The sequence below is a fragment of the Dyadobacter sp. CY356 genome, assembly GCF_021440195.1.
Taxonomy (GTDB): domain Bacteria; phylum Bacteroidota; class Bacteroidia; order Cytophagales; family Spirosomataceae; genus Dyadobacter.
In genome coordinates this window covers 64,103-88,604 of the sequence record NZ_JAJTSZ010000011.1, presented here as the reverse complement: position 1 = coordinate 88,604, position 24,502 = coordinate 64,103, and the positions used below count along the sequence as shown (strand labels likewise).

At 39.9% G+C, this 24,502-nt stretch carries 20 protein-coding genes; 9 read left to right on the top strand and 11 right to left on the bottom strand.

Features of this window, described 5'->3' with window-relative positions; translation table 11 throughout:
• The first annotated feature begins 32 nt into the window (after nucleotides 1-32).
• Nucleotides 33-2,345, top strand: a complete 2,313-nt coding sequence (gene pbpC / locus LXL81_RS26620; RefSeq protein ID WP_409013979.1) for a penicillin-binding protein 1C — start codon at nucleotides 33-35, stop codon at nucleotides 2,343-2,345.
• 283 nt (nucleotides 2,346-2,628) lie between these two features.
• Here the strand turns inward: pbpC and LXL81_RS26615 are convergent, their stop codons facing one another.
• From LXL81_RS26615 to LXL81_RS26605, 3 genes are read right to left on the bottom strand one after another with little or no spacing between them, the layout of a single operon-like run.
• Nucleotides 2,629-3,648: a M28 family peptidase gene (locus LXL81_RS26615; protein ID WP_234650662.1), complete on the bottom strand. Its 1,020-nt coding sequence runs from the start codon at nucleotides 3,646-3,648 to the stop codon at nucleotides 2,629-2,631.
• A gap of 4 nt (nucleotides 3,649-3,652) precedes the next feature.
• A complete protein-coding gene (gene cysS, locus LXL81_RS26610; RefSeq protein WP_234650660.1) occupies nucleotides 3,653-5,152 on the bottom strand; it encodes a cysteine--tRNA ligase in 1,500 nt (499 codons plus the stop codon).
• A gap of 26 nt (nucleotides 5,153-5,178) precedes the next feature.
• Nucleotides 5,179-5,595: a DUF5618 family protein gene (locus tag LXL81_RS26605; protein ID WP_234650658.1), complete on the bottom strand. Its 417-nt coding sequence runs from the start codon at nucleotides 5,593-5,595 to the stop codon at nucleotides 5,179-5,181.
• Between the two features lie 217 nt (nucleotides 5,596-5,812).
• On the opposite strand from LXL81_RS26605, the gene LXL81_RS26600 reads away from it, so the two are divergent.
• The 3 genes from LXL81_RS26600 to LXL81_RS26590 all read left to right on the top strand — a co-directional run bounded on the left by LXL81_RS26600 (nucleotide 5,813) and on the right by LXL81_RS26590 (nucleotide 9,236).
• Nucleotides 5,813-6,730 carry a PfkB family carbohydrate kinase gene (locus LXL81_RS26600; protein ID WP_234650657.1) on the top strand — a complete coding sequence of 306 codons (918 nt, stop codon included), beginning with the start codon at nucleotides 5,813-5,815 and terminating at the stop codon, nucleotides 6,728-6,730.
• A 194-nt stretch (nucleotides 6,731-6,924) separates the two neighbouring features.
• Complete coding sequence (locus LXL81_RS26595) at nucleotides 6,925-7,734, top strand: glycerophosphodiester phosphodiesterase family protein (RefSeq protein ID WP_234650655.1); 810 nt, start codon at nucleotides 6,925-6,927, stop codon at nucleotides 7,732-7,734.
• Between the two features lie 1,118 nt (nucleotides 7,735-8,852).
• Entirely contained in the window at nucleotides 8,853-9,236 is a 384-nt protein-coding gene (locus LXL81_RS26590; protein WP_234650652.1) for a RidA family protein, read from the top strand.
• Nucleotides 9,237-9,285: 49 nt separating this feature from the next.
• On the opposite strand, the gene LXL81_RS26585 is transcribed toward LXL81_RS26590, so the two are convergent.
• The 5 genes from LXL81_RS26585 to LXL81_RS26565 all read right to left on the bottom strand — a co-directional run bounded on the left by LXL81_RS26585 (nucleotide 9,286) and on the right by LXL81_RS26565 (nucleotide 16,370).
• Nucleotides 9,286-13,032: a DEAD/DEAH box helicase gene (locus tag LXL81_RS26585; protein ID WP_234650650.1), complete on the bottom strand. Its 3,747-nt coding sequence runs from the start codon at nucleotides 13,030-13,032 to the stop codon at nucleotides 9,286-9,288.
• A gap of 210 nt (nucleotides 13,033-13,242) precedes the next feature.
• Nucleotides 13,243-13,683 carry an NUDIX domain-containing protein gene (locus LXL81_RS26580; protein ID WP_234650648.1) on the bottom strand — a complete coding sequence of 147 codons (441 nt, stop codon included), beginning with the start codon at nucleotides 13,681-13,683 and terminating at the stop codon, nucleotides 13,243-13,245.
• Between the two features lie 46 nt (nucleotides 13,684-13,729).
• A complete protein-coding gene (gene lpcA / locus LXL81_RS26575) occupies nucleotides 13,730-14,314 on the bottom strand; it encodes a D-sedoheptulose 7-phosphate isomerase (RefSeq protein WP_234650646.1) in 585 nt (194 codons plus the stop codon).
• A gap of 91 nt (nucleotides 14,315-14,405) precedes the next feature.
• Nucleotides 14,406-15,062: a tRNA (5-methylaminomethyl-2-thiouridine)(34)-methyltransferase MnmD gene (mnmD, locus tag LXL81_RS26570; RefSeq protein ID WP_234650644.1), complete on the bottom strand. Its 657-nt coding sequence runs from the start codon at nucleotides 15,060-15,062 to the stop codon at nucleotides 14,406-14,408.
• Between the two features lie 36 nt (nucleotides 15,063-15,098).
• Nucleotides 15,099-16,370, bottom strand: coding sequence for an aspartyl protease family protein (locus LXL81_RS26565; protein WP_234650642.1), 1,272 nt, complete (start codon nucleotides 16,368-16,370; stop codon nucleotides 15,099-15,101).
• 281 nt (nucleotides 16,371-16,651) lie between these two features.
• Between LXL81_RS26565 and tpiA the strand changes: the two genes are divergently transcribed.
• The gene (gene tpiA / locus LXL81_RS26560) at nucleotides 16,652-17,413 is read left to right on the top strand and encodes a triose-phosphate isomerase (protein ID WP_234650641.1); all 762 of its coding nucleotides are present in this window, start codon (nucleotides 16,652-16,654) and stop codon (nucleotides 17,411-17,413) included.
• 63 nt (nucleotides 17,414-17,476) lie between these two features.
• Here the strand turns inward: tpiA and LXL81_RS26555 are convergent, their stop codons facing one another.
• From LXL81_RS26555 to LXL81_RS26545, 3 genes are all read right to left on the bottom strand, one after another.
• Nucleotides 17,477-18,712, bottom strand: a complete 1,236-nt coding sequence (locus tag LXL81_RS26555; protein ID WP_234650639.1) for an OmpA family protein — start codon at nucleotides 18,710-18,712, stop codon at nucleotides 17,477-17,479.
• 94 nt (nucleotides 18,713-18,806) lie between these two features.
• Nucleotides 18,807-19,562: a DUF5672 family protein gene (locus LXL81_RS26550; protein WP_234650637.1), complete on the bottom strand. Its 756-nt coding sequence runs from the start codon at nucleotides 19,560-19,562 to the stop codon at nucleotides 18,807-18,809.
• A 14-nt stretch (nucleotides 19,563-19,576) separates the two neighbouring features.
• Entirely contained in the window at nucleotides 19,577-20,539 is a 963-nt protein-coding gene (locus LXL81_RS26545) for a glycosyltransferase family 2 protein (protein WP_234650635.1), read from the bottom strand.
• Between the two features lie 327 nt (nucleotides 20,540-20,866).
• On the opposite strand from LXL81_RS26545, the gene LXL81_RS26540 reads away from it, so the two are divergent.
• From LXL81_RS26540 to LXL81_RS26525, 4 genes are all read left to right on the top strand, one after another.
• Nucleotides 20,867-21,376: a hypothetical protein gene (locus LXL81_RS26540; protein ID WP_234650634.1), complete on the top strand. Its 510-nt coding sequence runs from the start codon at nucleotides 20,867-20,869 to the stop codon at nucleotides 21,374-21,376.
• Nucleotides 21,377-21,453: 77 nt separating this feature from the next.
• Entirely contained in the window at nucleotides 21,454-22,248 is a 795-nt protein-coding gene (locus LXL81_RS26535) for an isochorismatase family protein (RefSeq protein WP_234650633.1), read from the top strand.
• Between the two features lie 9 nt (nucleotides 22,249-22,257).
• The gene (locus tag LXL81_RS26530; protein WP_234650632.1) at nucleotides 22,258-22,914 is read left to right on the top strand and encodes a phosphatase PAP2 family protein; all 657 of its coding nucleotides are present in this window, start codon (nucleotides 22,258-22,260) and stop codon (nucleotides 22,912-22,914) included.
• A gap of 24 nt (nucleotides 22,915-22,938) precedes the next feature.
• Nucleotides 22,939-24,471: a glycosyltransferase family 39 protein gene (locus LXL81_RS26525; protein ID WP_234650631.1), complete on the top strand. Its 1,533-nt coding sequence runs from the start codon at nucleotides 22,939-22,941 to the stop codon at nucleotides 24,469-24,471.
• Nucleotides 24,472-24,502 lie beyond the last annotated feature (31 nt).

The window sequence follows — 24,502 nt, the reverse complement described above, 5'->3', positions numbered from 1 at the left end:
AACTCTCTTTTATAATTTAAATCAAATTGTTGTTGTTAAAATCCGTTAATAAATCTTTTATAAAAAAGGCAGCCATTACATTGGGCTGCTTTATCACTGCATTCCTCCTCCTCGACCTCCTCTTCCCATTCAAACCAAAAGTCCAATACTCAACCCAGATCACAGTCAGCGACGGAAGCGTTTTACATGCGTTTTTAAGTCCGGACGACAAATGGCGGCTTTATACCGACATTTCTGAAATCACGCCGCTTTTGCAAAAAACCCTTATCCATAAAGAAGATCAGTATTTCTATTATCATCCCGGCATAAATCCATTTGCAATGTTTCGTGCGGCGGGGAGAAATATTCTTAGTGGTAAAAGAACATCAGGTGCTTCAACCATTACCATGCAGGTTGTCAGGTTATTGGAGCCTAAAAAAAGAACTTATCTGAACAAATTGACTGAATCTTTCCGGGCTGTGCAGCTGGAATTACATTATTCAAAAGATGAAATTCTTCAACTGTATCTAAATCTGGTGCCTTATGGTGGGAATATTGAAGGAATTAAAGCGGCTTCACTTTTCTATTTTGGTAAAACTCCTCAGCTGTTAAGTCTGGCGGAAATTACTGCACTTACCATTGTGCCAAACCGGCCATCAAGTTTACGGCCAGGAACGAGAAATGATGCGTTGAAAACGGCCAGAAATCAATGGCTGACACGGTTTGGTAATGAAAATTTATTTGATAAAAATACAATTCAGGATGCTATGGCAGAGCCTCTGACTGTCAAAAGGCTGACCGCGCCAAAACAGGCACCTCACCTTTCGCAGCGTTTGAAAAAAGATTTTCCTGACGAGCCAATTATCAATACCACCATAAAAATCCAGACGCAAAAACAGATTGAAGAACAGGTAAAAAATTATGTCAACAGGCTGCAAAGTATGAATATTCATAATGCCGCAGTTTTGGTTATTAACAATGAAACGATGGCGGTTGAAGCTTATGTCGGTTCGGCTGATTTTAACAATCCTTATGACGGCGGACAGGTGGACGGAATCCGGGCAATCCGTTCTCCCGGAAGTACGTTGAAACCAATACTTTATGCGACTGCTTTTGACAAAGGGATTATTACGCCGAAAACCGTTTTAAATGATGTGCCGACAAATTTCAGTGGTTATGAACCTGAAAACTTTGACCAGCATTTTAACGGTCAGGTTACTGCGGAATTTGCCTTGGCCAATTCCCTGAATATTCCGGCAGTCAAGATTTTGAAGGAAGTAAGTACACCGGTTTTGATTGATAAATTAAAAAAAGCAGATTTTCAAACAATCAGAAAACAATCAAAAGATTTAGGATTATCAATGATTCTGGGCGGCTGCGGTGTTACGCTTGAAGAACTTACACGACTTTTTGCCGCTTTTTCGAACGAAGGGGAATTAAAACAATTACGATATACCACAGAAAACCCGGTCTCCAAAAAAGGCGAACAACTTGTTTCAAAAGAAGCGACATTTCTGTTAAACAACATCTTAACGCAAGTCACCCGCCCCGACCTGCCTACTAACTTTGACAATACCTATCACCTACCAAAAATTGCCTGGAAAACTGGGACATCTTATGGAAAGCGGGATGCGTGGAGTATTGGCTATAATCGAAAATATACGATTGGTGTCTGGGTTGGAAATTTTTCCGGTGAAGGTGTTCCTGAGTTAAGTGGTGCGAATACTGCTACGCCATTATTGTTTTCAATCTTCAATTCGCTGGATTATAATGCTACCAATAGCTGGTATCAAATGCCGGAGAATGTGTCTTTAAGAAAAATATGCGCCGTGAGCGGAGATATTCCAAGTGATTTTTGTGATCACCAGATTACGGATTACTTCATTATGGGTGTTTCTCCTTATCGGAAATGTCAGCACCTGCGATATGTCTTTACCGATCAGGCTTCGAAAATCACTTATTGTACTTATTGTCTTCCTATAAGTGGTTTTGTCAAGAAAACATACCTCAATCTGGCTCCGGAATTAATTGCATATTACGAATCAAAGAAAATTCCATATCAGAAATTGCCGCCACATAATCCTTCCTGCGAAAGGGTTTTCCAAGAAGGAGCGCCATTGATTATTAGTCCAAATGATGGAAGTGAGTATTTTATACAAACGAGTGAGCCGCAGCAAATTCAGTTAAGCTGCCAGACAGGGAATGATGTGCAGGAGGTTTTTTGGTATGTGAATGATAAGCTCGTGAAACGTTCTGCGCCGCATGAAGCGGTATTTATTAGTCCGTCGGTCGGAAAGGTTAAGATTTCTTGTAGTGATGATAAGGGGAGGAATTCGGATATAACGATCCTGGTTAAGAAGATTTAACATAAGTTATTCGGTGCTCTGCACCTTAGGCGCCTGGAGATTTGTATTGTTTTCTACAAATATTTCGGTACTCTGTACCTTCGCATCGCAGATAATTCTTAATATGCTCTCATAATAGATTAGGTGCAGAGCACCTTAATACTTGTAGAGAAAAAATCAAACTTCATAAACCCAAGGTGCAGCGCACTGTAATTATCACGTTAAAAGTTTCACGTAAAGACCAATAAGAGAAAAATTTGAGGTCTTTGCGTTTTTTAACCTTCGCGCCTTTGCGTGAAACCCCTTAAAGCACAGCTTCACTCTCCTGATACAAAACCTGGATCAAAGTCTGCCCAACTGCTTGCAAAGTTTTCGGATCTATATTTTCGAGATCATCATGCGCTGTATGCCATTGATCAAAAAACGTCCGTTCCGGATCATTTTGTTTGATGTGAATAATATCAATCATCGGAATTTTAGCCGTTTCGTTGACTGGAATATGATCATCTGTTATGGATGGACCTGCTTTGTCAATAAAATAATTACTATATCCGAGCTGACTGGCAATTCCCCAAACATTGCGAACCACGCCCTCTGCCATACTCACTGAATAACCTTCCTTCGGAAAAGTAGCTCCCTTAGCTCCTACCATATCCAGCAAAACGCCAAAATAAGCTGTGTAATTTGGAATATGTTTATTCGTAGCCCAGTATTGAGATCCTAAACAAAATCCACCAAACTTATCCATCGCCTTTTCAGAATTACCCCAGTCTTCGGCATCAAAAAGAATAATATCTACCCCGAGATTTAATTTATTTCCGGAAGAAGAAAGCACTCTTGCGATTTCAAGTAGAACCGCTACTCCGCTCGCACCATCATTTGCTGCCAAAACAGGCTTATCCTTTAAAACAGAATCCTGATCAGAAAACGGACGGGAATCCCAGTGCGAAGTCAGCAAAATTCTTTTAGTCGCTTTTGGGTTGAAACTGGCAATAATATTTCTGGCATTTAATTTTTTACCATCGTAAGTCGTAGGCGTAAAGTTTTGCTCCGTTACTTCCAGTCCAAACTTTTTGAAAGTCGCAACCAGATAATCGCCACAGGATTTATGCGCAGACGAATTGGGTACCCGAGCTCCAAATTCAACCTGTTTTTTGACAAATTGAAAGGCTGAATCCGCATTAAAAACCGGACTTGCTACTAACTTTTCTATTTGTTCTGTGGCCTGTTCTGAACTCGTTTTTGACTTACAGCTGTACAAAAATAATATGAAAGTCAAATAACAAGCCATCAAAACGGAACTCAAAAATCCACTTTTTCTCATTTTCCTACTCTTCATATGCCCAGTCCACGCGCAATTTGCTGTCACGGATCGCAAGTCCCTGAAGTTTGAAATAAGTACGGATCTCATCCACTTTTTCGTAATTCTGAACCGCTTTGTATTCGCGGTAAAGATTTAACATGCCGTCCAGCACCGCGTGTCCTTCGCTAAGTTCCTCTTTGACGCCAAGTACGTTTTCAATAAAAACAATAAAGTTTTCCAGCAAAGATGTAAAAGTTGACTCACCCAAAGCGGCTGATTTAACCTGATTCATGTTCAGCATATTGATGTATTTCAGCATATTAAACAGATTGGCGATGGCCACAGCCGTATTCAGATCATCATTCATGGCGTCATAGAAACCCTGAATTGATTTTTCTATATCTTCAATTTTCTTATCGTCACGAGCAACTTCCTCGTCAGAATATTTCAGCATTTTGGCCAAACGGATACCATTTGCCAATCTTTTATATCCTTTTTGAGCCGCTTTTAAGGCATCGTTAGAAAAGTCAAGCGTACTTCTATACTGACTTTGCAACATAAAAAAGCGAACGGTCATCGGACTATAAGCCTGGTCCAGCAATTCATGATCTCCTGAAAATAACTGGCTTGGAAGGAATGAATTGTTCAGTGATTTTGACATTTTTTGTCCGTTTACCGTCAGCATATTCGTATGCATCCAGTAACGAACCGGCTCAATATTAGTCAAAGCTCTTCCCTGTGCAATTTCGCATTCATGGTGCGGGAATTTTAAATCCATTCCACCGCCGTGAATATCAAATTGTTTGCCTAAATATTTGGCACTCATGCAAGTACACTCCAAATGCCAGCCAGGAAAACCCATTCCCCATGGAGAATCCCATTGCATGATATGCTCAGGACTGGCTCTTTTCCAGAGCGCAAAGTCGAGCGGGTTGCGCTTCTCAGACTGCCCGTCCAGATCACGCGTTTCATTCAGAAGATCTTCCAGAATTCTTCCAGAAAGTTTTCCATATTCATTTCCGGCGTCATTATATTTTGTGATATCAAAATAAACTGAACCGTTAGATTCGTAAGCTGCACCTTTTTCAATTAGTGATTTAACCGCTTCAATTTGTTCAATCAAATGTCCCGTTGCCGTCGGTTCGATACTTGGCGGCAGCAAATTAAATTCAGCTGTAACGTCATGGAAATCATTCGTATAGCGCTGAACAATTTCCATCGGTTCAAGCTGTTGCAGCTTCGCCATTTTACCAATTTTATCTTCGCCTTCGTCACCGTCACCCACCAAATGGCCGACATCCGTAATATTTCTTACATAACGGACTTTGTAGCCAATATGCGTCAGATAACGGTACAGTATATCAAAGGATAAAAAAGTCCGGATATTTCCAAGGTGAACGTTGTTGTATACCGTTGGCCCACAGACGTACATACCTACATAAGGCGCAGCGATTGGCACAAACAAATCCTTTTTACGGGAAAGCGTATTGAATATTTTAAGGGGCTGGTAAGTTTTATCAGTCATGAATATTTTACTTTCTTGTAATCAATTTAGTAATTGGTCTGCATATCTTTAAAAAGCATTTCTGCTCTTTTTTGTCTTTTGTTAAGGCACTTTTCAACCCAGGTTATAATGTTTTCAGCTTCCAGAATTCCAAGTTTGGCTAAATCCTGACTCCTTGTTCCATAAACTCCCCTTGATTTGCTCAGAACTTGTTGAGCGGTGATAAAGTCAGCAAATATTCTTTTATTCAATTTGAATAAATCCTGCTCTATTATAACTTTTTGGCCTTTACTGTCTTCTTTCAACAACTCGACAAGCAGCAAGAAAAGACCTTTATAAGCAGTAAGTCCGGCTTTTTTAACATACTTTTTGTTCTGAAATAATCCATCTTTGGGCTTTGCATGATTTCTAAGAAGTTCTTTCGCAATTTCGATTTGCGCTCTTGCTTTGTCAATGGCAATCATATTTGCATCGTTTCAATGATAGTAATTTTCCGTCTCAGATTTACATCCTATTTAACGTTGCCTGACAAAAATAGCAAATAACTCAGGATTGACCGCCAACTGTTTAGCATTATACATTCTTATAAATATGCTATTCAGCTGTTTTTATTATCTTCGCAGCGTTTTTGTCTTCCAATCAAAAATTGAAACTTACTAAAAATCAATACTATACTACTTTATGAGTTTATTAACAGTTGGCTCTGTGGCGTTTGATGCCCTTGAAACACCCTTCGGAAAAACCGATAAAATCATTGGCGGCGCGGCAACCTATATCACACTATCTGCATCGTATTTCACCAAAAAAAATAATCTGGTAGCCGTTGTAGGCGGCGATTTCCCTCAGGAAATGGTTGACCTGCTTGTAGAACACGGCGTTAATACCGAAGGTTTAAAAACAATCCCTGACGGTAAAACTTTCTTCTGGTCGGGTAAGTACCATGAGGATATGAACACACGTGATACGCTTGAAACTCAGTTGAATGTAATGGCTGATTTTGATCCGGTTATCCCGGAATCTTATCAGGGCACAGAATATCTGATGTTGGGAAATACGGTTCCTGCTACACAGAAATCTGTTATTGAGCGTATGGCCAAACGTCCGAAACTGATCATGCTTGATACAATGAATCTTTGGATGAACATTGCCATGGACGATTTGAAAGACGTTATTTCGTTGGTTGATGTTTTGACGATCAATGATGAGGAAGCACGGCAGCTTTCAGGAGAATATTCTTTGCGTAAGGCGGCTTCTACGATTATGGCAATGGGCCCAAAAACTTTGATCATCAAAAAAGGAGAGCACGGAGCACTTTTGTTCCAGGGAGAAAGAATTTTCTTCGCACCGGCTTTGCCATTAGAAGTTGTTTTTGATCCAACCGGAGCAGGAGACTGTTTCGCAGGCGGGTTTATCGGATATCTTGCCAAAACGGATGATATCTCTTTTGAAAACATGAAACGCGCTATCATTTACGGTTCTGCTATGGCATCTTTCTGTGTTGAGAAATTCGGTACCGAACGTATCATAAATCTTACACAAGAAGAAATTGATGCGCGCGTTCAGGAATTTGTAAAATTGTCGAGTTTTGAAATAGTTTAACTAGCTGTTGGCTGTTAGCTTTTAGCCTGGCTCAATAGTGATTGCTGAACAATATAAAAGGTCTTAGTATTTGGGAGATAAAATCTTAAATGCTTAGACCTTTTTTCTTAATACGTATGAGTAGCCTCTATTGTTAAAAAATTAGTATTGAAAAGGCGTTTTTCACGTTTTTCAAACAACAAATCAATTTTATAATGCCCGCCTACAAAATTAAATTTTTTCTGATTCAGATACTTTTCTGTTTTATTTCAACCCTTTCAACAGCGCAGAATTTACCTGCAAGTAAGCACAAGCTGATTGTGATTGCTCATCGCGGAAATCATGTTAACGTTCCTGAAAATACACTGGCCTCAATTGATGAAGCCATTAAATATGGCGTGGATTATGTGGAGGTGGATTTGCGTTCCACAAAAGATGGTCATCTGATCATTCACCATGACGGAACTGTTGACCGTACTACGAACGGAAAAGGGAATATAACTGATCATACCTTGGCCGAAATCAAGCAGCTCCAGGTTTTTAATCATAACCACAAAACACACAAAATCCCGGAATTCAGAGATGTTTTGAAATTGTGTAGAAACAAGATCAACATTTACCTGGATTTTAAAGATGCAGATGTGGCGCAAACCTGGAAACAGATACAGGAGGCAGGTATGGAAAAACAGATTGTAGTCTATATTAATAAAAAGGAACAATATCCGCAATGGAAATCGATAGCACCTCAAATGCCATTAATGACCAGTGTTCCGGACGAGATCAAAAATATTGAACAGTTGTCCTCCTTTTTAACCGAAATTAACATCAGCGTTATTGATAATGTTGTGAATCCGGACATGGAGAAAATGATAAAAGAAAAAGGCATTTCAACCTGGCTCGACGTTCAAAGTCCAACGGAAGGGCCGGCTTCGTGGGATGAGGCGATAAATAAAGGCGTGCAAGGTTTACAAACAGATCATCCGGAAGCGTTGATTGAATATTTGAAAAAGAAAGGTTTGAGGTAAGGAATGAGTTTCAGGAAACGGCTCCATTGGAGCCTCCTGTTTATAGAAAAGCTATCTAATGGCAGATCCCTAATTCCATCGGAGTTTCCTGCACATCTCAGGAGGCTCCGATGGAGCCGGGATTTGGCACGTCGAAGTTATAGCTATAAACAGGAGACGGCGAGGCCGTCGTTGATAATTGAGAAATTTATGATATAACCATTAAACAAATGGGTGGTTTCTGAAACGGGTCCTTTGGAGCACCCTGTTTATTGAAAAAGATCCAATTCCAGATTCCCTAACTCCATCGGAGTGCCCTACACATTCGAGGAGGCTCCGATGGAGCCGGGATTTGGCACGTCGAAGTTATAGCTATAAACAGGAGACGGCGAGGCCATCGTTAATAATTGAGAAATTTATGATATAACCATTAAACAAATGGGTGGTTTCTAAAACGGCTCCTTTGGAGCCCCCTGTTTATAGAAAAAAGATCCAATTCCAGATTCCTAACTCCATCGGAGTTTCCTGCACATCTCAGGATGCTCCGAAGGAGCCGGGATTTGGCACATCAAAGTTATAGCTATAAACAGGAAACGGCGAGGCCGTAGTTGATAATTGAGAAATTTACGATATAACCATTAAACAAATGGGTGGTTTCTAAAACGGCTCCTTTGGAGCACCCTATTTATAGAAAAAGATCCAATGCCAGATTCCCTAACTCCATCGGAGTGCCCTACACATTCGAGGAGGCTCCGAAGGAGCCAGGATTTGGTACTTCGATTATAGCTATAAACAGGAGACGGCGAGGCCGTCGTTGATAATCGAAATATTTATGATATAGCCATTAAACAAATGGGTGGTTGATTTGATTAAAATAAAATTTCTGAAACGGCTCCCTTGGAGCCTCCTGTTTATAGAAAAATGATCCAATGCCAGAGCCCTAACTCCATGGGAGTTTCCTGCTCATTCCGGGAGGCTCCGAAGGAGCCAGGATTTAGTACTTCGAAATGGTTGCTATAAACAGGGGACTGCGATGCAGTCATTTATTTGCTCAAAATTTTTCCATAAATCTTTCGTCAACACCTTCCTTTAAAATTCAACCAATATATTTACACCATAAAAATTTAAAATACCTTACCATGCCAAGACAAAATATCCTTACCGGTTCGCCGTGGGAAGATAAGATGGGTTATTGCCGTGCCGTTCGCATCGGAAATATTATTGAAGTATCAGGAACTGTTGCTATTGTTGACGGAGAAATTGTGAAAGCGGATGATGCTTATGCACAAACCAACAACATCATTGAAAGGATTTCAAAAGTGCTTGAAGAAGCTGGTGTATCGCTGAAAGATGTTGTACGCACAAGAATCTTTACAACGGATATCACCAAATTTGACGATATCGCCAAAGCACATGGTGCATATTTTGGAGAGATAAAACCTACAACCGGAATTTATGAAATCAGCAAATTAGTGTCGCCTGACTATCTTGTTGAAATCGAATTTACTGCTGTTGTGGAGTAAATAATATTAAAAAGAATGGTCTACGAAATAAATCGTAGACCATTCTTTTCTAACTAAATAATGCCATGATATCATCCTGGCTCAGTTTTTTGATGAATCCGGCTTCGCCGCCTACCAAATCTTCTGCTAGTTCCTGCTTGCGTTCTTGCAGCAGCAATATTTTTTCTTCAATTGTATCCTTACAGATCATTTTATAAGCAAATACCTTACGCGTTTGTCCGATCCGGTGCGTTCTGTCAATTGCCTGGCGTTCAACCGCCGGGTTCCACCAAGGATCCATCAGATAAACATAATCCGCTTCGGTAAGATTAAGTCCTACTCCACCAGCTTTCAAACTCATCAGGAAAACACGACAATTCTGATCATTCTGGAAACGATTTACACGCCCCGCACGATCAACCGTTTGTCCGTCCAGATATTCATAAGGAATATTTACTTTTTCCAGATGCTGACGAATTAAATCCAGCATTCCAAGGAATTGACTAAATATCAAAATCTTGTGATTAGAAGCATTTTCCTCAATTTCCCTTACAATCTCTTCCAGTTTTGCAGATTCATTTCCATAGTCCACATCATCCGAAAGTAATACCGGAGAATCGCAGATCTGACGAAGTTTCAGTAATGCTTCGAAGATTAAGAAGTTACTTTTGTTCAAACCATCGGTCGCCAGCTTCTCTGCAATCTGTAATCTGTATTTTTCACGAATGGTTTCATATACCTTCCGTTGTTTCTTACCCATCTCACAATACAAGATGGTTTCAGTTTTATCAGGTAAATCAGTGGCAACTTCTTCCTTCGTCCGTTTTAACATAAAAGGATATACCAGACGACGTAATTCTTCTGCCTTTACTTTATCCTGAAACTTGTCAATCGGCGTAGCATATTCTGCACGGAAAAAGTCAGCGTGACCTAACAATCCCGGATTCAAAAACTCAAACTGAGAATAAAGATCGAACGTATTATTTTCAACCGGCGTACCCGTCATGGCCAGACGATTATTTGATCTCAGCAATCTGGATGCTTTTGCAGTCAATGAATCAGGATTTTTGATTGCCTGCGATTCATCTAAAACGATATAGTTGAATTGTATTTTTTTCAACAATTCCACGTCACTCCTCATCGTGCCGTATGTTGTCAAAACGATATCATAATCCTGGAAAATTTCGAGATCTTTCCGGCGGTCCATCCCACGGTGAACATACAATTTCAGATCCGGCGTAAACTTGGCTGACTCCGCTTGCCAGTTGAAAATCAATGTGGTAGGAACTACGACTAAATTCGTAGCCAGCGGATTTTTGTTTTTCTGGTGTTGCAGGAAAGTCAGCATTTGCAGGGTTTTTCCCAAACCCATATCATCCGCCAAACATCCGCCCCAGCCAAATTCTTCAAGGAAATTCAGCCATTTGTATCCTTCCTCCTGATATTGTCTCAGCGTCGCATTGATATTTTCAGGAAGCGGCACACTTGGAATTTCTTTAAAATTCAGTAGTTTTTGTTTTTTCTCCCAAAGCTCCTGCAAAACTTCTTCATTATCAATTTGCGAAGCAAGTTCTTCAATCAGCGAAAAATGGAATTTTGACAAATGCACTTCGTCACCATCCACACGTCCGAATTTCAACAAAGGTTCAAGTTTCTGGATCCATTCTTCCGGCAAAATTCCCATCGAGCCATCTTTCAGCTCCACGTAATTCTGTTTTTTCAGCAAGGCTTTTTTAGCATCTGCGAGTGATACCTGCTGATCTCCAAAAGTGATTTCGATCTGCATATCAAACCAGTCGATGCCCGAAGAAGCTCTGATCTGCACCTTTCCCCGGTTTGGGTTAATGCGCATTTTTTTCAGGTCTTTGAAACCTAGAAGCTGGACTTCCTTTCCCTCGACCGTATCAACAAAATGGAACAGCCAGCCGTCTTTCATCACCTCTTCAAAAGGTATGAAGAAAAAAGGTTGTTCAGGTTGCTGCGCAAAATCAGGATGCAACGATTTCACCCATTCCCAGTGCGCTTTCTCGGCAGCCATATCACGTTCCAGCAAATGAATATGATTATCTTCAAATCTGGCTTTGGTTCGCTGGTTATCGTGGATCAATTCTGTTTCTTCCGATTCTGCGTCGCCTTCATAAACATAAGTCGGGACGATGAGCAAATTGGCATCATCTTCTTTCAGATAAACCCGGCCTTTTTCATATTTCATCGCACTGGTTTCCAAAGCATGACGTGTTTGGAAAACAACTTCGAAATGTTCGGTAACCGGCATCACCCAATCCTTCATAAAAGTCTCGGCGTGATCTTTTCTAACCCGGATTTTATAACCGTTCTGACGCAGATAATCTACCATTTCGGCGTCATTGATACTGGCCCAACGGAAAAGAATATCTTCTTTATAAATGCCCAACCAAAAACTGTCAAAAGAAGAAGCAACCTGCTGCAAATCGATCGGCCGGCCTTTTTCAATTTCAACATAAGGATTAAGGCTGATGAATTCCTGATCCTCGGTTAATACAAAAAATAATTTTGCAGGTGTTGGGTGAATTTTTACTTCCTGAAGCTGATTCTGATTTGTTACATAATCGCTTTCAGTAATAAACAAACGCTCACCACTCAGGTCTTTAAAAATCCGGACGATCTGCCGGCCAACCCATTTTCTTGCTTCATTTTGATAATCAGAAGATTCGTCGCTCAAATGAGCTGCTGACTGCCCCTGGCTCTTCATATATTTTTGAAGACCTTCCGGACTAAAATGACGCGCAATACGAACCAGACGTGAATCACTGGCCGTAAAAACCGGAATTTCTTCTGGTAAATAAGCGGTTCCTGATCCACCGGCAATACTTCTGATATGGGTATATTTTTGTGTTTTAGAACTGCTCTTGGCAGAAAAAATTCCAAAACCTACATCCAGCAAACTATCAAAACCTCTCGGCCAGAAGACATACAGGGAAAGCCTTTCGTCTCCGGAATGTGAATCTGAATCATTTACCTGATAAACCGGCTGCAAATCAGGAATTACCTTATTCCGAAGTGTTTGCCAGTTCTGGAAAACGCCGACTTTTTGTATCCCTTTATCTTGTCTGATTAATTGTAAAGTCCCGCTCTGATCAATTTTAAAATCAAATTTCCCTTCCAGATTATCTTCCAGCGTATAACCGTATTCTGCCAAAAGTGTGGTTTTATCTTCCGTCCAGTCACGCATCATGTCAAACGCACGCTCACCAAACTGATCACGCAGTTTTAGAAGTGACGCCAGTTTATGCTCGCATAAGGGAACGTAAAGAATCTGCTCACAGGAACAGCTTGTCTGAATCTGATTGGAGTTGGGAATTTTGGTGAATTGAACAGAATAATCGTTGTCCCGCAGGTTTACTTTACACTCGGCAAATCCATCACGCGTTGCCAAAATATCCACCTTAACAGGCTGATTCCGATTATTCCAGGATTCACGCTGTACAAAATCTTCCAGGTAAACATCCTTTAAGGAAGGAAGTACTACCATAGTATCGGCCATGTTGTGCTCGGTTGGCTTTACATAAGCCGGCATTTTATCCAGCACATACAGCGTCATTGCAATTCTATGCTTGCACAGCCCGCCGTAATCATGCGTGCAGGTACAGGAAGTAATTATATTCGGGGTAAGAAAATCCTGGATTTTGATAACATAATCCCGGACCGAGTAATCACTTTTCACTTTGAATTCGGCGTAACCTCCTCCATTGTAATCCAATTTCACAATGCTGTAACCTCCACTGCTGAAAATTGAGCGTCCTTGTGATAATGTTTGGCCTTCAGAGTTTCTTTTCAAAAACTGTGATAATCGCTCCTTCCTCTCGTTGTCCATTGATCCTTGAAACTCGTTAAACCGCAAAAGTACGGTTTGTTTCTGTTTTTGTGAAGCCTGAAATAAAAGTATAATGGAAATAGCCTTTAAATGCCCCCGAAAATGCAATTTTCCGCAATAATTTATTTCAGATTCTTCTGATAACGAGTGAGTGAACCATTTATAAATTTTTATTTACTGGACAAATGGCTGGTCGATCACACCAACATAAGAAGATTTTAAATTGCCATTAAGATATTGAAGAATATGTTTTCCAACATTTGGATACATCAGTTTTTGATCCAGCTCTTCAAAAGGCAGCCAGATCATCTCCAATGCTGTCGTTTCGGCAGGATTGAGAGCAGGATTTCCCGACACAATTCTTGCATTGAAAACCATATGCAGTGTTTCTTTTTTCATACCGCCCCACAAAACTTCACCACAAAACGCCATTTCACCAACTTCCACCGTGACGCCTAGTTCTTCCATAAGTTCTCTGAGAAGTGCTTCCGGCAAACATTCGTCAGGATCGGGATTACCACCCGGAAGCGCGTAAACTTCTTTTTCCCCATACACATAACGCATGGTCAAAACAGTACCTTCTTTAACTATAACAACCGCCGGACGTACTTTCATGAAAACAGAATATCTTAATTTAAACCTGGAAGCATATTACTAAAAATTATTTTTCAATCACCATTTTTTCAATCAGAAGCATGAAAATGTGTATCACCTTGATATGTATTTCCTGAATTCTGTCGGCATAACCAAAATGCGGAACACGGATTTCAACGTCCGCAACGCCGGCCAGCTTTCCGCCGTCTTTCCCGGACAAGATCACTACCTTCATTCCTTTTTCTTTTGCAGCTTCGACAGCACGAATAATATTGGCCGAATTTCCGCTTGTGCTCAATCCCAAAAGTACATCGCCTTCCTGACCCAGACCTTCAACAAATCTTGAAAAGACATATTCAAAACCAAAATCATTACTCACACAGCTGATATGACTCACATCAGAAATTGCGATAGCAGGTAATGAGCGGCGATTATCACGGTAGCGGCCTGTTAATTCTTCTGCAAAATGCATCGCATCACAATGAGAGCCACCGTTTCCACAGGAAATTATTTTATGATTATTTAAAATGGCATCCGCCATTAAGGAGGCTGCTTTTTCAATTTTTTCTATTTGAACCGGATCGCTTAAAAATGTATCGAGAACTGTTTGTGCTTCCCGTAATTCCTGACCAATAATATCCTGATATGTCATACTGTTTTAAACTAACACTTTTAATAATTCCACAAATGTATCCATTAACGCTCCGTCCGGCAAAGCATTATAAAACCAGACCAGATTTAACCTATTGTTTTACTGCCCGGAGAACATGCCATTTTTTCCCGGGTCCTTTGTGTTTTTCAACTTTGAAACCGGCTGCGGCCAGCGCCCGTTTCACAATTCCTTTGGAAGAATATGTAACTAATACGCCGCCCGATCTGGTTTGGGCCGCTATTTTTTGCAATATTTCCTCTGTCCAAAGTTCAGGCTGAGCTTTGGGATCGAAGGCGTCATAATAAATCACGTCGAAAAGATTTTCCGTAGAGAATTCCTGTAAGGTTAATTGCTCTTTTCTGAATTGAAAATACTCTGAAAAAGAATGATTGGTGAACCAGGAGGATTCATGAAGCTGCAAAAATCCGGGTTGGGAAATGACTGATTCATAATTTAAATTAGAAGCTTCCTCATGAGAAACCGGAAACGCCTCCACACCTGTGTAGAGAACTTTCTTTTTATATTGATCGGCTGCCTGCCAGGTAAGATATGCGTTTAAACCTGTTCCAAAGCCCATTTCAAAGACACGAATAATTTCCTGATATGATTCCAGTGCAGGAATCAGGCCCAGGTTCATATAAATGTGTCTGGACTCTTTGAGAGCTCCAGACACAGAATGATAATGCTGATTGTATTGGGAATTGTATAAAGAATGAGATCCGTCTTCTGTTACTCTTAGGCGTTCCAAATCAAGACTACTATTTAGTTTAGAGTCTAAAAATACTCAAATCATTCTTCTCAGTGTAATTTTGGTAAAGAAAATGGCTCCGTTGCGTTTTACGAGCAAATCAATATTTCTGCCATCACCTCTTTGCATGAGTTTATAGATCTCGCTTACATTCAGTTCAGCAGCAGCATGATTATCAATAAAAAGCAGCTGATCTCCTTCCACTAAACCCGCACTAAATGCAGGAGAAGATTCCTGCACATGATTGACAAAATAAGAATGCAAATTAGCTGCATCAGCCCTGATTTCCATACCGCTCATATCGTGTTCAAATTTTTCCCGCATTGTTCTTCTCACGGGTTTCAAAACCATATAACCTTCATGATAATTCATTGTAACTTTAAACCTTCTTAATAGTTCACAACCGATATTACCCTGACGTTCAACGCCTTTACTCATTTTTGCGCTAAATCCAAGACTATCGGGAAACGAAGCAACAATGTTGTCCAGTTCAAATTTTCCAAGACGCATCCTGTCAACCCGGCCCAAATTGCCATTAATAACACCATTCAAACCTCTTCCTAATTGCGCACGAATTACTTTTTCCGGTAACCGGTAAGTTTCAGTTGGCGTATTGTTCAACAATAAGGCATGGCCTGCGCCGGTATCAATCAAAACCCGGATAGGTTTTTCACGGCCGTCTGCAAATAATGTTACGGCGTTGGTAAAGGGTTTGGCATCTTCTATTGTTATCTCGTGTTTATCGCCCTTGCTGGCTTTGTATTTATACTTCCCGTTTTGTACAAGGACGAGCTCTCTTCTGGCAAAATCGATTGTTACAACAAAATTGTTAAAAACATCATAACCAAAAATACCATGAACCGGCACGCCGACATATTCTGAGAGACGTAAAAAATCCTTTTCGATAACAACAATATTTTGATGGTTTGCTTTTAAACGCCCCATGGAAAACCGGTTATCAATGGCTACATGGGCTGCTATGGATTTACCTTCCCCTGCACCGGCCAGATTTACACTACGGGTCAAACGAAGCTTATCCGGTTTCAAAATATGAGGATCAGTAATAATGATTGAGCTTACACCTGTATCAAGAATAAAGCGTAACGAGTCCACATCATTTACTTTGACATAAACTAAAATCAGATTTGAGTGCAGCTCAAAAGGGATACGTGCAGATTTATGATTTTTTTCCAGGAAATAACCGTATTTCTCCGAATCAGCAAGTTCAATTCCGTCGGCAGATGCCGACATGGCAGGTTTTACAATTAAAACCATGCTGAATAAACATAACCAGATAAACGTTTTCATCTTGGCCTCCTTTCTTTTAAACTTTTGTTAGTATTTATATTTTCATTAATTAAACGGTCTCATTCAGAATGATTTACACCTTGTGAAATAATGCAAGTGGTCATTTTAACAAAATCAGTTTCTTAAGTAAAATTAATTCTAATTTCTATAATAAACACAAATAAATCTTTATATTTCATCATTAATCTGAATATTTTTTAAAAGGCAAATAGAATACGGTTAATGTCGAAATTATGGTATTTTTGTAGCGCAAAATGAAGATTTAACACAATAAAATAATTATGCGAAAAAAAATAGTTGCCGGTAATTGGAAGATGAACAAGCTTATGGATGAGGCAGTTGCCCTTACCTCAGAACTTGTTAACATGGCGAATGATGAAGTAAAAGGAGATGTAAAAGTGATTCTTTGCCCTCCGGCCATTTATCTGACAACCCTAAAAAAATATATTGAGGAATCTCCGAATTTTGCATTAGCTGCGCAAAATTGCTCTGATAAAGTTTCTGGTGCATTCACAGGCGAAATTTCTGCTGCCATGCTTCAGTCAATCGGTATTGAATATGTGCTTGTTGGCCATAGCGAGCGCCGCCAGTATTTTAATGAATCCAACGAATTACTTGCCGCCAAGGTTAATATCGCTTTGGAATACGGCATTTCTCCAATTTTCTGCTGCGGAGAATCCCTGGATCAAAGACAAAATGAAGACTATATCGGTTTTGTAAAAAACCAGATCACCGAAAGTCTTTTCCACCTTTCAGCTGAGCAATTGCTTTCTGTTGTGATTGCTTATGAGCCAATCTGGGCTATCGGCACAGGACTTACTGCAAGCGCGGAACAAGCTCAGGAAATGCATGCTGCTTTACGTGCACATATCGCAACAAAATACGGAGCTGAAACTGCCGAAGAAATCTCTATTCTGTATGGTGGAAGTGTTACAGCTGCAAGTGCTGATGAGCTTTTTGCTTCTGCGGATATCGACGGAGGACTTGTGGGAGGTGCTTCTCTTAAATCACGTGAGTTTACCAATATTATCAAAGCAAGATAATTTTGCTTATAAAAAAACGGGTTCCGGAAATTATTTCCGGAACCCGTTTTTTATATCTGATTATTAAATCTTCGTAATCACAAATTCAACACGACGGTTTTTTCTTTTTTCTGCCTCTGAACCGTTTTTAGCCAGCGGTTTTGTAGCTCCAAAACCCTTCGCTTCAATACGCTGTTCGTCAATCCCTTTATTGATCAAATAAGTTTTTACCGATAAAGCACGGCTTGTTGAAAGCTCAAGATTTTTGTCAAAATCACCAACATTATCGGTGTGTCCTTCCACACGGATTTTGATCTCTGGATTTTCCTTCATCATATCTGCGAGCCGGTTCAACTCAGCAAATGATTCCGGAAGTAAGGTATATTTGGAAGTCTCAAAATAAATGTTGGGAAGCGAAATGGTTTCTCCTACGGTGAGCGGAATAAGGTAAAAATCTTTTACAAAAGATCCTTTGGAAGCAGAATCCGCCGCATTCAAACTAAAATTACTTCCATAATAACCCTTCGCAAATACTTTGAAATCGTATCTTTCATTTGGATTTATACCAATCCGGTAATTTCCGGATGACGATTTATATTGAAGAGAATCACCTTTTTCAAGATAGCTGATCTGGGCGGGAACAGGATTCCTGGTTTTTGAATCATAAACAGTCCCTTTAATCATCACCAATTCTTCTTCCGGTACCACTGGTTTGGTTTCGATTTTTTCTTCCTTCTTCTCCTCAATTATCGGCGGAGCCGTTTTTTCAGTTTTTGGAATAACTTTCGCGGTTGTTTTACCGTTTTTCTTCAAAGGATTTTTGACATGGATTCCGTAGAAATTCCACGTCTTTTCGTATTTGCTTTTTGCCCGGCCTTCATAGAAATCAAAAACTTCAATACCCGGAGAAAGTCTTTCAAAATAAGCCACAAAATCCACAACATCGCCAGGATTAACCTGTTTCCGCATTTCTGTTGGGATATCCTTCGTCTTGATTAATTTGAATCTTACATTTACATCCCCAGGTTTGTAAAGACGGGTTTCAGGATCCAGCCCGATTGTACTGGTTGATGGCATTTCAAATTGCTGGCCGCCCTGTCTTCTTTTTAGATAAGGCTGCAAATCTTTAAAGCCCGGTGTTAATTTTTCTTCAAACTGCATGTAGACGATGGTATACTGGTCCGTCAATTCTACACGCTTGATTTTTACATATTCCGCTGATTGCTCCTCTACTTTCGGGTTTTCAGTTATTTGCCCGAAAGTAGCAGTAAATGAAAGCACAATAGCACAAGCAAAGGCCAAAAGCGATTTATAATTCATAGTTTGTTATGGTTAATTTTTTCACAAAATTAACTTCAAAAATTCCGTAAGGATTCGATAGTTTGTTAAAAATTGTTAAACTCCTTTTTCGTATTTATTTCACCGGAATAAAAGAATTCCAGAACTCAGGATCATAACGTTCCCAGGCGTGGCAGGCAAAAGGCAGCTGGTGATTGGTGATTTCATAAGTAGCGGCCGGACTTTTTTCAAAAGAAAACCTGAGTGCTTCCTGCCATGTCGGCAGCTTCAGAAACATTTTCATGGGTATCAGCCGGGTGGCTTCCTGAGAAAAAAGCATGTCTTCGTTTCCAACCCATTTGGGATAAAACGTGTTGTAGATTTTCAGATAACGCAAAAATGCCGGAATTCGCCTGAGCGATAAACCGCCGTTCAGAACAAATCGATTACTGGATAGTGCAGAAGCAAAAGTGTTTTCCGAACCGGCTGGTAATCTGTCAAATTCTTCACGGTGAAGCGATGGCGCTCCTATATAATCAAAACCTTTGTTACACCAATCCAATAGCTCATCTTTGAAAACATAGGCATCGAGCTGATAGATCAGGATAAATTCAAAATCCGTAAATACTTTGTAGAAATCAACCGAGATCATCAGCCTGTTATAGGAATCGATATCTTTAAAAAAAGAATCATCGAACGAAATGAATTCAATCAACGGGAATTCTTCTTTCAGGTTTTGAATATCAAGGCTTTGAGGCTTCACAATCCTGACGGAATATCGGCCTAAAACTTTCATACATTGTCTGAATGAAACAGTTTCAAGCGCATTCAATGCCGACTTATATATAGGAATGACAACGGCTACGGCCGGATCCTGATTTTTACTTTTCACCGACTCCGTGTTAATTATTCAAAAATATCACCAAAGGCCGGCAGCCACCAGTCCTTGCTGCTAAAAGCATATTTGCCCTGAACTATATCCGTCACAACCGGCGCAATACGTTTCAGGCGATTATCCGGCAGCGTTGCCCGCTTGTGATAATGCTTTTGAGACATCCGCAGTTTCCTGAGCTTTTCTTTTGGAATAAAAGGAATTTCCATCAACAGAAGATAAAGCTTGAATAATTTGTCCGCTTTTTCTTTTAATGGAATAAGTTTTTCATTTCTGTCTCTGGAAAAGCGGTCTTTAAAGCGCACATATTCCACTTTTGAACCAAAACCTACCTGCTGGCTGGCATGAATCCGGTAAGAAATCAGCGTATCATTAATGAACGCAATTTTTTCCTGTAAACTCAAAACCATCGCAATGTACGCGTCATGAATAAGATCCGGCACATGCGTAGGAAATGGCATCAATTTTCTCAGTACCTTTTTTCTTATTGCCAACGTTGCTCCGGTCACTACAAATCCTTTAAAAAGAATTTCATGTCCTTCTCCCCTGATCCACTTGGCCTGAGCTTCAGCATTAAATTCAATCTCTTGCCAAATGGTACGTCCGGTTGGCCTGGAATCATCGTCCATCATCATGGCATCTGAAAAAACCGCGTCTATTTCCGGATGTTCATTGAAATAGGCTATTTGTTTTTCTACTTTATCGGCTCTCCACGCATCATCCTGATCCGAAAGAAAAATTATATCTCCTTTACAAAGCGAAAGGCATTTTTCGAAATTTTTAGTAGACCCCAGGTTACTTTCATTTTGGTGAATAAAAACCGGGAAAGAAGAATTCTCTGAAAAGGTTTTTAAAACCTGGATGGTATCGTCATTCGATCCATCATCACACACAACCAGTTCATCAACAGGGATTATCTGATTGGCAATGCTCTTCAACTGCTCGGGCAAATACTTTGCCCCGTTGTAAGTGCACATGGCCACTGAAATCATATAGTGTATAAATCCGTTTATATTACAAAAACGGTGCAAGTTAAGAGCCTATTATGTCTTTTCCACATAATTTAGCTTTATACATAGTGAACGTATCTTTATTTTAACGTTCATAATTTTAAAGTTGCATAATCAGTTGAATTCTAATCATTATAAGAATATAAGATATAGAAATTACAAAAAATCCTGATTATGAAAGCTGATCAGAAGTTTCAATTTTTGTAGGATTTAAGTCCGGACCACATCACATTTAAAAAATAAAGCGTACAGCTTATGCCAATACCTGATCAACTAAAAAAAGCCATCATACAAATGCCTCAGAAAGAAAAAGATAAACTTCTGCTGCGGCTGATTACCAAAGACAGCACACTAACCGATAAATTATTTTTTGAACTGATCGAGGATTCGTCCACCATTCCGGAAAGGCGGGAGGCGATCATGGGCCGCATTACCCGAATTTCAAAAATAATTCAGGATTCGCCGGGGTGGATTTTGATGGATATGCGGAATTTGAGCGGGGATATTACTTATCATGTAAAGGTTACAAAAGACAAATTAGGCGCATTGGAGCTCAATCTATTTTTGCTCAATACTTTTTTGGAAAAGTACGCCGACAAACTGCGCGGATACAGTTCCAGAACGGACAAAGTTGCACTCTACATTGCAAAAAAAGCACAGACAACATTGAACGGATTTAATAAACTGGATGAAGATTATCATGTTGATTATAAACGGGATGTGAATCAAATGCTTAAACAGGTTCATCAGCTGGCATCCAAAATGTATGCGAAACAACTGGAACTTCCGGAGATTTGGGAATAACATCATTTTAAGTTAATCCTAGCTTAACAGACTTATTTAATTTTCTCTATTTCTTCACATCTGAATTGTAATTTGTAATGAAAAACAAATCCACAGCGCTGCTTATTATTGATGCTCAATTTGATTTTTGCAATCCAAAAGGAACCTTGTATGTACCTGGGGCTGAAAAGGATGTCGAAATAATTGCACAATTAATTGCAACGCATGGAGCAGAAATTGACGAGATTTTTGTCACGCTAGATACACACCGGGTTCTGGATATTGCACATCCTCTTTTTTGGGAAGATCCTAATGGCAATACGGTCGCTCCTTTTACTTTGATCACAGCTGCCGCTGTGAAAGCCGGAAAATGGAAGCCGCGCTATAACCAGGATTATGTGCTGGAATATCTGGAAAAACTTGAAAAGGAAGGTGAATTCAAACACTTCATCTGGCCGGAGCATTGCCTGATCGGTTCAGGTGGGGCAGCTTTGGATGATACTATTTTGCACGCTCTGCTGTCCTGGACACATCGCACAGGAACTGATTACAAGGCGGTTATCAAAGGAACGAATCCGCTGACAGAGCATTTTGGCGTATTTCGTGCCCAGGTGCCGATCGAAGGCTCGCCGGAAACACAGCTTGACCAGAAATTTCTGGCTGAACTTGAAGCTTTTGACCAGGTTTTAATAGCAGGCGAAGCGCGTTCGCATTGCGTGGCAACGAGTGTGAAACAGATTTTACAATATGCGCCTGCGCTTATACCAAAAGTTACATTACTGACTGATTGTGTTTCGGATGTAACAAATTTTGGCTATCTGGCCGATCCCATTTTTGAAGAAGCAAAGGAAAAAGGCGTCCGTTTTATAACCTCGAAAGAAATCCAGATCTAATAATAACCTATGAAACTCTTCCTATTCCGCCACAGATTTTATTTTTTACCTTTTATAATCATCTGGGCGGCACTGAGTTTCCTTCAGCTGCTTTTTACACAGAATTACATTATTCTTCATGTTAATCACTTCTGGTCTCCATTTGCAGACCATTTTTTCAAATGGATGACTTTTGTCGGCGATGGTGCTTTTATATTAATCGCCGGACTTTTAGCCACATTATATTCTTACCGGCTTGCGGTCAAAATTGTTCTCAGTTATGCGATAACAGGCCTTTTTGTACAGTTTTTGAAACGAATGGTTTTTGCTGAAATTTATCGTCCGCCAAAAATATTATCGGCATTATTGCCAAAGCTTCATAAAGTAGACGGTGTTGATTTATATTATTTCAACAGTTTTCCTTCGGGGCATACCACTGCTGCTTTTGCCCTTTTTACGATTCTGGCTCTGGAATGTAAGTCTCCGGTTTTAAAAGTTTTACTGCTTATTCCTCCGCTTCTCGTAGCCTATTCCCGGATGTATCTGTTAGCGCATTTTCTGGGCGATGTATATCTTGGGGCATTTATCGGGATTTCCTTTTCTGTAATCGTATACTTTTATCTGAATCAATTCTGGCAGTCGCAGTCTAACCCAAGGCTTGGCGGCGGTTTGATGAAGTATTTATAATCAGACTATTAGCCAAAATATTTAATGCCAAATCCTGAAAATACCCGAAAAATATTTCTTGCCATTTTTATCTTTTTCAGCTTTTTGTGGGGAATCGGCAATGCGCCTTTGTTTGATGAAGATGAAGGTTTTTTTGCCGAGGGAACCAGAGAAATGGTTGTCCGCGGTGATTTCATTTCTTCTTTTGTCAATCAGGAACAACGTTTTGACAAACCTCCGCTTACCAACTGGCTTCAATTCGGAAGTGCGCAGGTTTTTGGCTGGAATGAATTCGCCATGCGGCTTCCCTCCTGTCTGGCATCTGTGATCTGGATGTTGCTGATATACATGTTTACTAAAAGAAAGCTCGGTGAAAAAACTGCCTTTTTCGCAACACTTATTGCTGCTTCATCTTTACAAATAACAATCGTTGGGAAAGCTGCCCTGGCAGACGGACTCTTGAATATGGCATTAACCGGTGCCATGTTCTGTTTGTTTGAAATATTAAATCAAAACCACAAAAAATACATCTGGTTTTTTTACGCATTTACAGGCGTCGGTTTTCTCGCCAAAGGCCCGATTGCCGTTTTGATCCCCGGAGCCGTTTTTTTGATTTATTTGTTGAAAAATAAAACCTGGAAACCATTTCTACGTTTATTCAACATTCCGGGTTTGTTGATATTTTTGATCATTGCGGCGCCCTGGTATATTTTGCAATATCTTCAAACCGGTGAAAAATTTATCAGCGGATTTTTCCTGAACCATAATGTAAACCGTTTTCAAACTGCTTTTGAAGGACATTATGGCGGCATTTTATATTTTGTTCCGGTTCTTCTGCTCGGTCTTCTTCCTTTTACCGCAGTTGTTTTAAAATCATTTTCCAAAATCCGGATGATATGGGCTGATCCGTTTTTTTCATTTTTGCTGATCTGGTTTGCCTTTGTATTTATACTTTTTTCACTTTCCGGCACCAAACTGCATCATTACATCATTTACGGTTACTCGCCGTTATGCATTTTGGGTGGATGGTTTGCAGCCAATAATAAACGTCTTCCCATTGTCTGGCCTTCCTTTATTTTACTGGTTTTGTTAGCAATAATTCCTTTTTTGATTCAAGGTATTATTCCAAAAATTGATGATGAATATGCTGTCGAAATTATGAAAGGCGTTTCTTCTGAATTTGATATTTTCTATGCAATTGTCATGCTTGTGCTGATCACGATTTTGATTATTGTTTGGGTAAAAAAAGACTGGGATCTGCAAATCAGGATGAGTGTTGTCGGGTTGATTATTCTATTTACGATTAATATTCTATGGATGCCGCGACTGGGCGCATTATTGCAGCAACCAGTAAAAGATGCCGCGCTGATGGCAAAGAAAAACAGCTTTGACAACATGGTTATCTTCAATCATTATAATCCAAGTTTTCATTTTTATTCAGGACTATATGCGTCTGATCGTGAGCCCAAAGCGGGTGAGATTGTTTTTGGAAGAAAACCACGTTTGAAAGAATATCCGATTGACACGGTTTACTATGAAAAATATGGAATCGTTTTGGCAAAAGTTGGCTCGAAATAGGAATATACGCCCAAAATGTATTTCGTAAATT